Here is a 7,502-nt window from a genome sequence, read left to right as displayed (position 1 = left end):
GATCGCGGGGGGCTGCCTCGGCCCAATAGCCCCCTGGGCGTCCGAACGCTCTGCCCGGCGCCCCCAGCCCACGCGGGGGGGGGGGCCCCGGGGGCCGGGGGGGGGGGGCCCCCCCGCCGGCCGCCCCGACTGCTCACGCCCTCATCGACCACCACCCGTTCCCGTCGCTCGTCGTTCCCGTGGCTCGCCGGTCCCGCCGTCGGCGCCGGTCAGAGCAGCCCGGCCGCCCTGGCCCACCGGTACTTGGCGCCCAGCACCGCCACCGGCTTCTCCGTGGTGTACGGATAGGCGACGACGCCGCGCTCGAACAGGTACTGGCACGCCTCCTCGACCTCGACGTCGCCCGCCAGCGAGGCGACCACCGGCTTCTCGATCCCGCGCTCGCGGTACTCCGCGACCACCCGCGCGGTCAGCTCCGCGAACACCATCGGCGGGGTGACGATGGTGTGCCAGTAGCCCAGCACCAGCGCGTGGATCCGCTCGTCCTCCAGCCCCAGCCGGATCGTCGCCTCGTACGTCGACGGCGGCTCGCCCCCGGTGATGTCCACCGGGTTGCCCGCCGCCCCGAACGGCGGGATGAAGCGCCGGAACGCCTCGTCCAGGTCCGGCGGGATCTCCATCAGGGACAGGCCGTTGTCGGTGACCGCGTCCGACAGCAGCACGCCGCTCCCGCCCGCCCCTGTGATGATCACGATGTTGTCGCCCCGGGGCGCCGGCAGCACCGGCAGCGCCCGCGCGTACTCCAGCATGTCGTTCAGTCCGGGCGCCCGGATCACCCCCGCCTGGCGCAGGATGTCGTCGTAGACCGCGTCGTCGCCGGCCAGCGCGCCCGTGTGCGAACCGGCGGCCCGCGCCCCGGCCGCGGTCCGGCCCGCCTTCAGGACCACCACCGGCTTCCTCGGCACCGTCGCCCGCGCCGCCTCGACGAAGGCCCGGCCGTCCTTGAGATCCTCCAGGTGCATCGCGATGCACTCGGTGTGCGGGTCCTCCGCGAACCAGGTCAGCAGGTCGTCCTCGTCGATGTCCGACTTGTTGCCGAGCCCGACGATCGCCGACACCCCGGTCCGGGTGGTGCGGGCGAAGCCGAGGATCGCCATCCCGATCCCGCCGGACTGCGAGGTCAGCGCCACGCCCCCCTTGACGTCGTACGGGGTGCAGAACGTGGCGCACAGGTCCTGCCAGGTGGAGTAGTAGCCGTAGATGTTCGGCCCCAGCAGCCGCACGCCGTGGCGCTCGGCGATCGCGACGATCTCCTCCTGGAGCTCGTGCTCACCCGTCTCGGCGAAGCCGGACGGGATGAGCACGGCGTTGGGGATCCCCTTGCGGCCCACCTCCTCGAGCGCCGCGCCCACGAACCGCGCCGGGATCGCGAAGACGGCCACGTCCACCTCGCCGCGCACGTCCATGACACTCCTGTAGGCCTTGCGGCCCAGGATGTCGTCGGCCCTGGGGTTCACCGGGTGGATCTCCCCGGGGAAGCCGCCGTCGACGAGGTTCCGCATCACCGAGTTGCCGATCTTGCCCGGTTCGGCGGAGGCTCCGATCACCGCCACCGAGGACGGCTGCATCAGCCGGCGCATCGAGGAGAGGATCTCCTCCCGCCCGTAGGTCCGCCGCCTGCGCGGGGCGGACTCCGCGAGGATCACCCGGATGTCCGCGGCCACCGCCCCCTGAGGCGTGGCGATCACCGGGTTGAGGTCCACCTCGGCGATCTCCGGGAAGTCCGTGACCAGCCGGGAGACCCGGCGGATCTGTTCGGCGACGGCCCAGCGGTCCACCGCCGGCGCGCCCCGCACCCCGCGCAGGATCTCGGCGGCCCGGATGGAGTCCAGCATGGACAGCGCCTCGTCGGCGTCCACCGGGGCCAGCCGGAAGGTGACGTCCTTCAGCACCTCCACGAGCACGCCGCCGAGCCCGAAGGCGACCACCTTGCCGAAGGTCGGGTCGGTGACCGCGCCGACGATCACCTCCTGGCCGGGCGGCACCAGCTCCTGCACCTGCACGCCCTCGATCCGCGCCTCACGGTCGTAGGCCCGTGCGTTCTCCACGATCCGCAGGAACGCCGACCGCACCGCGGCCGGCCCCTCGACGCCCACCACCACCCCGCCGGCGTCGGTCTTGTGCAGGATGTCCGGGGAGACGATCTTCATCACCACCGGCCCGCCGAGCCGCGCGGCGGCGCACACCGCCTCCTCCACGTCCCGCGCCAGCGTCTCGCCCGGCACCGTGATCCCGTACGCCTCGGCGAGTACCCTGCCCTCCGGCGCGGTCAGCGCCGTGCGTCCCTCGGCGCGTACCGCGTCCAGCAGTTCACGCACCCGCCGCTGCCTGTCGTCGGCCATCACCCTCAGATCACTCCGTTCGACTTGAGCAGGCGCAACTCTTCGTCCCCGAGGCCGAGTTCGCCGACGTAGATCTCTTCGTTGTGTTCACCGAGCAGCGGGGAGCTGCGCACCTCGACGGGGGAGTCGGAGAGCTTGATCGGGCTGCCGACGGTGACGAACTCGCCCCGCTCCTTGTGCGGGACGCGGACCACCATCCCGTTGACGGCCAGGGACTCGTCCTCGACGATCTCCCGGGTGGAGAGCACCGGCCCGCAGGGGATGTTGTGCCGGTTGAGCAGCTCCAGCACCTCCCACTTGGGCAGCTTGGAGGACCACTCCTCGATCAGCTGGAACATCTTGCCGATCCGCGGCAGCCGGGCCTCCGGCGTCGCCCAGTCGGGATCGTCCGCCAGCTCAGGCCGGCCGATCAGCTCGGTGACCGGCCTCCAGCCGACCGGCTGGACGATCACGTACACGTAGTCGTTCGGCCCACCCGGCGCGCACCGGACCGCCCAGCCCGGCTGGCCGCCGCCGGAGGCGTTGCCGGAACGGGGCACCTCGTTGCCGAAGTCCTCGTTCGGGTACTCGGCGAGCGGCCCGTGCGCCAGCCGCTGCTGGTCGCGCAGCTTCACCCGGCACAGGTTCAGCACGGCGTGCTGCATGGCCACGTTGACCCGCTGGCCCCGCCCCGTCCGCTCACGCTGGTACAGCGCGGCGAGGATGCCGGCCACGGTGTGCACGCCGGTGCCGGAGTCGCCGATCTGGGCGCCGGTGGCGGTCGGCGGGCCGTCCTCGAAGCCGGTGGTGGACATCGAGCCGCCCATCGCCTGGGCGACCACCTCGTACGCCTTGAACTGCGTGTACGGGCCGTCGCCGAAGCCCTTGATGGAGGCGTAGACGATCCGCGGGTTGATCTCCTGGATGCGCTCCCAGGTGAAACCCATCCGGTCGACGGCGCCGGGGCCGAAGTTCTCCACCATCACGTCCGAACGGCGGATCAGCTCGGTGAGGAGCTCCTCGCCGCGCTCGGTCTTGGTGTTGAGCGTGATGCTGCGCTTGTTGCAGTTCAGCATCGTGAAGTAGAGGGAGTCGACGTCCGGGATGTCACGCAGCTGCTTGCGCGTGATGTCGCCGGACGGCGCCTCGAGCTTCACGACGTCCGCGCCCATCCAGGCGAGCAGCTGAGTGGCGGACGGTCCGGACTGGACGTGCGTCATGTCCAGTACCCGTATGCCGTCGAGGGCCTTGTCTGTCGCAACGGTGGTCACCGCCGGTCACCTCACTTGTACGTCGTCACGTGTACGTCGTCCGGTCAGGGATGCTCCGGTCAGGAGTGCAGGTGGCGCGGCGCAGGGGGTGCGGGCTGTGGGCTGTGGGCTGCGGTGGTGCGGGGGATACGTGACCACGGGGAATGGCCACGGGGATGTGGGGATGCGGGGATGGCCAATGGGGATGCGGGGGTGCCCTGCGCGCTGCCTTCGTACATTGCATACAGTCGACGAATACTGTATGAAGCTTGTTATCCCGCATCCGTTCCGTGGTGTCCAGGGGGCGCGCGGCACTTTCCGTCAGGAGCCGGAATGGACCTGTTCGAGCACCAGGCAAGGGAACTCTTCGACAAGTACGGCGTGTTGACGCCACGCGCGGAGGTGACGGACTCGCCGGAGGAGGCGCGCGGGATCGCCCGCCGGCTCGGCGGCCGGGTCGTGGTCAAGGCCCAGGTGAGGACCGGCGGCCGCGGCAGGGCGGGCGGGGTGCGCCTCGCCGCCGACCCCGCCGAGGCGGGGGCCGTCACCCGCCGGATGCTCGGCGCGGACATCAAGGGGCACACCGTGCGCAGCGTGATGCTCGCCCAACCGGTCGACGTCGAGACCGAGTTCTACGTCTCCTACGTCCTGGACCGGGCGGCGGGGCGGTTCCTCGCCGTCGCCTCCGCCGAGGGCGGCACCGACATCGAAGACGTCGCCGCCACCCGCCGCGAGGCCGTAGTCCGGGTGCCCGTCGACCCGGCGGAGGGCGTCACCACCGCGGTGGCTGCCCGCATCGCCGACGCCGCGGGGCTGCCCCCGCACACCGTGGACACCCTGGTCCGCCTCTGGCGCGTGCTGACGGAGGAGGACGCCCTCCTCATCGAGGTCAACCCCCTCGTGCGCACCCGCCAGGGGCAGATCGTCGCCCTCGACGGCAAGGTCACCCTCGACGACAACGCCCTCTTCCGCCACGGGGGGTGGGGCGCGGGCGAGGGGCGCTCCGCGGCGGCGACGGGAGTGGGGGCCGGGGCTGCTCGGCAGGCCACAGACATCCCGGAGGCCTCGCATGCCCCGGAAGTCCCGCGGGGGTCGCATGCGCCGGAGGCACTGGTTCGGGAAGCACTGGAGGCTCCGGCGGCACTGGGGGCTCCGGCGGCACTGGCTTGGGAAGCACGGGAGGCTTCGAGGGCACGGGAGGCTCCGGAAGCCCTGGAGGCACTGGCGGCCGAACGCGGACTCACCTACGTGAAGCTGGACGGCGAGGTCGGCGTCATCGGCAACGGGGCGGGCCTGGTGATGTCGACCCTCGACGTGGTGGCCGGCTGCGGTGCCCGCCCGGCGAACTTCCTCGACATCGGCGGCGGCGCCTCCGCACGGGTGATGGCCGACGGCCTCTCCACGGTCCTCGCCGACCCCGGTGTCCGGTCCGTCCTGGTCAACGTCTTCGGCGGCATCACCGCCTGCGACACGGTCGCCGAGGGCATCGTGCGGGCGCTGGACGAGGTCCGCCTCACCCGGCCCCTGGTCGTCCGGCTCGACGGCAACAACGCCGCCCGCGGCCGCGCCGTCCTCGCCGAGCGTGCCCACCCGCTCGTCGAGCAGGCCACCACCATGGACGGCGCCGCCCGCCGCGCCGCCGAACTCGCCCGCGCGACCTGAGGAGCACGGACATGGCGATCTTCCTGACCAAGGAGAGCAAGGTCCTCGTCCAGGGGATGACCGGCGGCGAGGGCATGAAGCACACCCGCCGCATGCTGGCCGCCGACACCGACGTGGTCGGCGGCGTCAACCCGCGCAAGGCCGGCCTGGTCGTCGACATCGGCGACCGCCGGCTCCCGGTCTTCGGGTCCGTGGCCGCGGGCGTCGGCTCCACCGGGGCGGACGTCTGCGTCGTCCTCGTTCCGCCCGCCCACGTCCGCTCCGCCGTCACCGAAGCCGTCGACGCCGGCATCGGGCTCGCGGTCGTCGTCACCGAGGGCGTCCCCGTCCACGACACCGTCGCCTTCACCGACCACGCCCGCCGCCGCGGCACCCGTGTCGTCGGCCCCAACTGCCCGGGCCTGATCACCCCCGGCCAGTCCGACGCGGGCATCATCCCCGCCGACATCACCAAGCCGGGCCCCATCGGCCTGGTCTCCAAGTCGGGCACCCTCACCTACGAACTCATGCACGAACTGCGCGACACCGGGTTCTCGACCTGCGTGGGCATCGGCGGCGACCCGGTCGTCGGCACCACCCACATCGACTGCCTCCAGGCCTTCGAGGACGACCCCGACACCCGTCTGATCGTCCTGATCGGAGAGATCGGCGGCGACGCGGAGGAACGCGCCGCGGCGTACATCCGCGACCACGTCACCAAGCCGGTCGTCGCCTACATCGCCGGCTTCACCGCCCCGGAGGGCCGGACCATGGGCCACGCGGGCGCCATCGTCTCCGGCTCCTCGGGCACGGCCACCGCGAAGAAGGCCGCGCTGGAGGCGGCGGGCGTGCGGGTGGGATCCACCCCGACAGAGACGGCCCGGCTGGCAGAGGGGGTACTAGGCGGGCTTCAGGGGTGAGGAGGAGCGGCGCGGCGCGGCGGGCTCCGCCGGGGGTGTCTACGGAGCTGCTTCTTCGCCGCCGGACGTGGGCGGGCCGTGCCCGAGTGCGCGGGGTGCCGCGCTTTCCCGGCGGGGTCGTGGCGCTCTCCACCCCGGCGAGTGCGGGGCGGCGTTCTCCCGTTCCCCGGCCGTCCACCCCGGGCGCGGCGTGCGGAAGGCTCTCGCTCGCGCCCACAGGCCGCGCCTGCCCAGACCCGCCCTGGGCCCGGGCGGCCTGTTGGCCCGGCCCCCCGTGGCCCTCGATCCCTTCGGAGCCGCTGACTCGATCCGGAGCGCGGGATGACTCGGGAGGAACGCGGGGCCGATGCCGGGCGGTTCCCCCCCCGGGACCCCCGCCCCAACCGACTCGCCCCTCCTCGTCCCCGCTCCGGGAACGGGGATCGGCCCTCGCCCGTTGTTCCCCCAAGGGGGAGCGGATGAAGAAAACACGCCAGAAGGACCGCGACATGCCGGGGCCGGACTCGCCCTGGAACGAGATCCGCCCGGGCCTGTGGATGGGCGGCCACCACTGGACCGACCACACCGGCGACATGGTTCCCGCCGTCCCGGACCGCGAGTTCGACCTGGTCGTCAGTCTCTTCACCCTGCCGGGCCACGGCCCGCACCCCTCCGTCGAGCACGTGATCGCCGAGATTCCGGACGGTCCCCTCACCCCGGACCAGATCCACTCCGTCCAGCAGGCCGCCGACCGCGCCGTACGGGCGGTCCAGTCCGGCAGCACGGTCCTGGTCCGCTGCCACTCGGGCTACAACCGCTCCGGCCTGGTCACCGCCCAAGCACTGATGGACCTCGACGCCCACGGCCCCGCCACCGCGATCGACCTCATCCGCGCCAGACGATCACCCTGGGCCTTCAGCAACGAGACCTTCGTCCAGTACCTCACCGCCGGCCTCGACACCGCCCGCCTCCTCACCGGCCTCCAGGCCCCCACATGATCGACTCACTCTCCGTACCCCTCCCGCTGCACCCCGCCCACCAGCGAATACGCAGGTGAAACCCACCCCGGATCCTTGGTATGGTTATCCACGTCGCCCAGGGCAACGCCCCGGACGCGACGAAACACCTGGTCCGGGTGGCGGAATGGCAGACGCGCTAGCTTGAGGTGCTAGTGCCCTTTATCGGGCGTGGGGGTTCAAGTCCCCCCTCGGACACACACTCCAACGATACGCATGCGAGGGCCTCGACCTGACGGTCGCGGTCCTCGTCGCGTTTTCGTAGCTGACGGTGATGCCCAGGGCTTCGTAGAGTGCGGCTTAGCCTTGGCTTCGGCGCTCTGCAGCCGCTCTGCGACATCTCCGAGGTCTTTCGCGTCTCGATGATCTCTCTCC

5 protein-coding genes and 1 tRNA gene are annotated in these 7,502 nt (G+C 72.2%); 4 read left to right on the top strand and 2 right to left on the bottom strand.

The genetic code is table 11. The features are described 5' to 3' along the window. Positions 1-209: 209 nt before the first annotated feature. Together ABT026_RS28365 and frc are read right to left on the bottom strand one after the other, a co-directional pair. A complete protein-coding gene (locus ABT026_RS28365) occupies positions 210-2,342 on the bottom strand; it encodes an acetate--CoA ligase family protein (RefSeq protein ID WP_351118019.1) in 2,133 nt (710 codons plus the stop codon). A 5-nt stretch (positions 2,343-2,347) separates the two neighbouring features. After that, the gene (gene frc / locus ABT026_RS28360; protein WP_351118018.1) at positions 2,348-3,592 is read right to left on the bottom strand and encodes a formyl-CoA transferase; all 1,245 of its coding nucleotides are present in this window, start codon (positions 3,590-3,592) and stop codon (positions 2,348-2,350) included. Between the two features lie 312 nt (positions 3,593-3,904). On the opposite strand from frc, the gene ABT026_RS28355 reads away from it, so the two are divergent. From ABT026_RS28355 to ABT026_RS28340, 4 genes are all read left to right on the top strand, one after another. Continuing rightward, complete coding sequence (locus ABT026_RS28355; RefSeq protein WP_351118017.1) at positions 3,905-5,233, top strand: ATP-grasp domain-containing protein; 1,329 nt, start codon at positions 3,905-3,907, stop codon at positions 5,231-5,233. 11 nt (positions 5,234-5,244) lie between these two features. Beyond that, positions 5,245-6,132, top strand: a complete 888-nt coding sequence (gene sucD, locus ABT026_RS28350; RefSeq protein WP_351118016.1) for a succinate--CoA ligase subunit alpha — start codon at positions 5,245-5,247, stop codon at positions 6,130-6,132. A gap of 458 nt (positions 6,133-6,590) precedes the next feature. Then, a complete protein-coding gene (locus ABT026_RS28345; protein WP_351118015.1) occupies positions 6,591-7,109 on the top strand; it encodes a protein-tyrosine phosphatase family protein in 519 nt (172 codons plus the stop codon). Between the two features lie 131 nt (positions 7,110-7,240). Next, positions 7,241-7,325: transfer RNA gene (locus ABT026_RS28340), tRNA-Leu, on the top strand. Positions 7,326-7,502: the final 177 nt, after the last annotated feature.

Source organism: Streptomyces sp. NPDC002734, from assembly GCF_040295685.1.
In the GTDB taxonomy this organism is placed as follows: Bacteria; Actinomycetota; Actinomycetes; order Streptomycetales; family Streptomycetaceae; genus Streptomyces.
Note: the sequence above shows the minus strand (reverse complement) of the source record. Positions and strands in the feature narration are given on the sequence as shown.